This window comes from Sulfuricurvum sp., from assembly GCF_023229695.1.
Taxonomy (GTDB): domain Bacteria; phylum Campylobacterota; class Campylobacteria; order Campylobacterales; family Sulfurimonadaceae; genus Sulfuricurvum.
Map to the genome: position 1 here is coordinate 1 of NZ_JALNYS010000044.1, position 3,027 is coordinate 3,027.

At 44.7% G+C, this 3,027-nt stretch carries 6 protein-coding genes; 1 reads left to right on the forward strand and 5 read right to left on the reverse strand.

Going from position 1 to position 3,027, the window contains the following annotated elements:
* A partial coding sequence (locus tag M0P91_RS15080) for a YceI family protein (RefSeq protein WP_295069328.1) occupies positions 1-411 on the forward strand: 411 nt, incomplete at its 5' end.
* Between the two features lie 169 nt (positions 412-580).
* On the opposite strand, the gene M0P91_RS15085 is transcribed toward M0P91_RS15080, so the two are convergent.
* From M0P91_RS15085 to M0P91_RS15105, 5 genes are read right to left on the reverse strand one after another with little or no spacing between them, the layout of a single operon-like run.
* Positions 581-817: a hypothetical protein gene (locus M0P91_RS15085; protein WP_295069331.1), complete on the reverse strand. Its 237-nt coding sequence runs from the start codon at positions 815-817 to the stop codon at positions 581-583.
* A 19-nt stretch (positions 818-836) separates the two neighbouring features.
* A complete protein-coding gene (locus tag M0P91_RS15090; protein ID WP_295069334.1) occupies positions 837-1,667 on the reverse strand; it encodes a DNA/RNA non-specific endonuclease in 831 nt (276 codons plus the stop codon).
* Between the two features lie 38 nt (positions 1,668-1,705).
* Positions 1,706-2,170, reverse strand: a complete 465-nt coding sequence (locus tag M0P91_RS15095) for a hypothetical protein (protein WP_295069337.1) — start codon at positions 2,168-2,170, stop codon at positions 1,706-1,708.
* Positions 2,171-2,191: 21 nt separating this feature from the next.
* Positions 2,192-2,458: a hypothetical protein gene (locus M0P91_RS15100; RefSeq protein WP_295069340.1), complete on the reverse strand. Its 267-nt coding sequence runs from the start codon at positions 2,456-2,458 to the stop codon at positions 2,192-2,194.
* Positions 2,451-2,726, reverse strand: coding sequence for a toxin (locus tag M0P91_RS15105; RefSeq protein WP_295069343.1), 276 nt, complete (start codon positions 2,724-2,726; stop codon positions 2,451-2,453). The genes M0P91_RS15100 and M0P91_RS15105 overlap by 8 nt, the downstream gene beginning before the upstream one ends.
* Between the last annotated feature and the right edge of the window lie 301 nt (positions 2,727-3,027).

Genomic DNA, 3,027 nt, shown 5'->3' on the forward strand with positions numbered 1-3,027 from the left:
TTCACCGTAGACATGACCGACATAACCGATCTCGATCTAGCCGACGCCGTTTACGCCAAAATGCTCATTTCCCACCTGCGCTCCGACGACTTTTTCTCCGTCAAAATGTTTCCCGAAGCAACTTTTACTGTCCAAAGTGCCGAACGCTCGCCCGACGCCACCGTTAGCTCCATCAACCACACACTGCACGGCAGCCTCAGCCTTTGTGGCATTGCCAAAACCCTCAACGTCCCTGCCACCCTCATACAAAGGGATGCAAATACTCTGATACTTGAAGCACATTTCGATTTCGATCGCACCCTTTGGGGCGTCGCCTACGGCTCTGCACGCTTTTTCCGCTTTCTGGGTATGCATATGGTCTTTGACCCTGTCAGCATCGAAGTGCATATCGAACTCAAAGCCACGCACTAAAAAAAGTGAATGCAGAGCATTATCTACTTATTCAGATCGTTGTCTTTCCAATACTTTGATCCTTGAATCGTTGCCTGCAACGCCAGACCGTTTTGTGTCAATTTATAGAGTCGAATTCCGGGTGCGACGGTAATGGCCAGATTGATCGCATTGGAATGACCCCTTATCCTTAAAAAGGATTTTGAACGCTCTGGGATGCTTTGATTGTTATCTGATCGGGTAAGGTTTTATCCCGCTTTAGGGCATCAATGGATGCATCGATAATTCGTTTCAGCTTCAAAGCAGACTCAAGCCCGTGGCGATCTTTTGTGAGCTCTAAAGAACCGTAAATCGAGATACGATCCAGACGGTTTTCGACCGTTAGATCATCTATTAAAAATGAGTCAACTTCATTTTCGTATGCCATAAAAGGTTGTGTGGGCATTTTAGAATATCCGTTTCAAAAGTTTTTCGATCAAATAGATTATATCTTTATTCGTGATATTGTTGTAGGAATCGCCGCGATGCTCTTGCGGATCCGGTAAATCCATCGAATTTTCTCTGGCGGAGGGAGCCATTGCCGGAAAGAGTTTGAGTCCGCTCATCTGCTCCAACTGAGAAATACTGACTACTTCATAATCGTTGCCCGGTGCATTGGTGACAAGATAGGCTCCCCCTTGTCCGCTGGAGGGATCATAGATCGCTTTATAGAGTTTTGTGGGAACCAATATTCTCCCCCCGATCCGTTTGATCTGCGAACCGCTGAAGATCGGTCCGGTGATAACAAAGAGTTCCCCTTTTTGGCTGGTCAAACGGCGCGTAGCCCCTTCGATAGCCGACCATACTCCCCGATTGTTTTTGGCGTCTTGGGGAACCATGTTGGCGAGGGTAAAACACTCATGCTGCGCTTGCTTGTTTCCCATATCGGCGGCGGGTGCCATGTGCCCCCGGTCATACCCCGACTTGGCATAATCGGCGAGTTCGGCGCGCTCATCGGCACTTAGCTGTTCTTCGGGATGAAAATCGTTGGTTCGTTTGCTCTTATGGCGCAATCCCTCTTTCGTGAGATGTTCGGCACTCCATAGCGGCGTACGGGAGATTCCCGAGTGCATTAGGGCAAAGCTGTTGTAGCACAGCTCTTTGGTTTTCGGGAGAAGTTTGGCGTTTAGAATATCGGGAGCTTCGTTGCCGTAATAAAGCTCATCACACTGTGTCGGGGCGCTAAATAATGCGGTGGAGAGGACAAGAGAACTGATGGATGCGACAAATAATTTCATTGGCAAATTTTACCATGTAATCAGGCTACTTAGAAGTATTAATTTAGCGTAAATTGCTGGCGGGTGACGATTCCCCAGTGAAGATCGTCGCAGGACTCTTCGGTATATATAGTTTTGTTAAATCGTTCAATGGTTTTTCGCCAAAATTTGGTAGCATATTCGGCTCCCTGAATCTGTTTGATCTCCCAATCTCCGGGATAGTTTTTCCAAATAGTGTGGGCAAACTGCATTCCGATACCGTTTTTTCGAAAATAGGGAAGTACGTAAAATTCACATACCTCGTAGGCTTGAGCCTCTTTACAATGGATCGCAGCGATTCCGGAAGGGGCATTGTCGATTATGAGTAAAAATCCTAGGGTACTGTCTCCTAGATGGGTATCGAGTTCGAACAGACCCGAAGCGTTCGGCTTTTTGCCCGTAAGGGCTGAGAACTCTGCCTCGTAGTATTGCACGAGGTTGTGATAGACATGTGAATTAGTTTCAGTAACAGGGGTTATTTTCATAGGATTTAATCGTACTCTTTTCTAAGCTTCTAGCCGAATTCTTCCCGTGGCGTATTGGTGTACTAGGGATGAAATAATAGTTTGGTAGGGTATACCCGTCTCTTGTGCTTTATGTTTGATCGTCGTTACATCGCCTAGGCTGAGACGAATGGTAATGTTTTTTGATTTTGAAAGGTACTCTTTGGCTGCCTGACGAGCCAATGCAATTTCTTCATCCGCATTGATACTGCGTACCAGTTTATTATTTTCAAGAGCATTTAAAATCTCCATCTCTTCTTCATCAAACATTCTCTTCTCCTTTGTAGAGCTTTTTGGCTTTTCGACTTGGGATAATCGTCTTTAGAAAAATCCCCTCGTCATTACGAACAAATGGCACCAGATAGACATAATCAAGCGCTTCAATCACATAAATTTTTTGTCCGTGATAATTTATCTGATCGGGATGGTCATAGACATCTAAAATCTTTCCAGCATCAATTGCACTGATGATTTCTTCCAATCCGATTCCACGATTTTTCTTGAGCAGTTCATTTTTCTCAGTCCCATAGGTAATCAAGGAAAGCCTTTATATTATACATACATTGTATTTTATAGTAAGATATCTAAAAGGAAAATAAATAAGGAAAAAGTAAAGATTGAATACCTGACCCCCTTTTCTTATCTCACTGGAATGGTAAATGAATATCGGATAGAAAAAGGTTATTTATGGCATCAACCACCACACCGCTTAAGGTCATACTGCTCAAAGGAAACGGAGGAATCACTATCAACAACGAGATGATGGAGCTGCTCACGATCACACTCGCACATGGATGTATCGGTCTGCCGCTCAAGGCGTTGTATGCTGAAAATGTCTA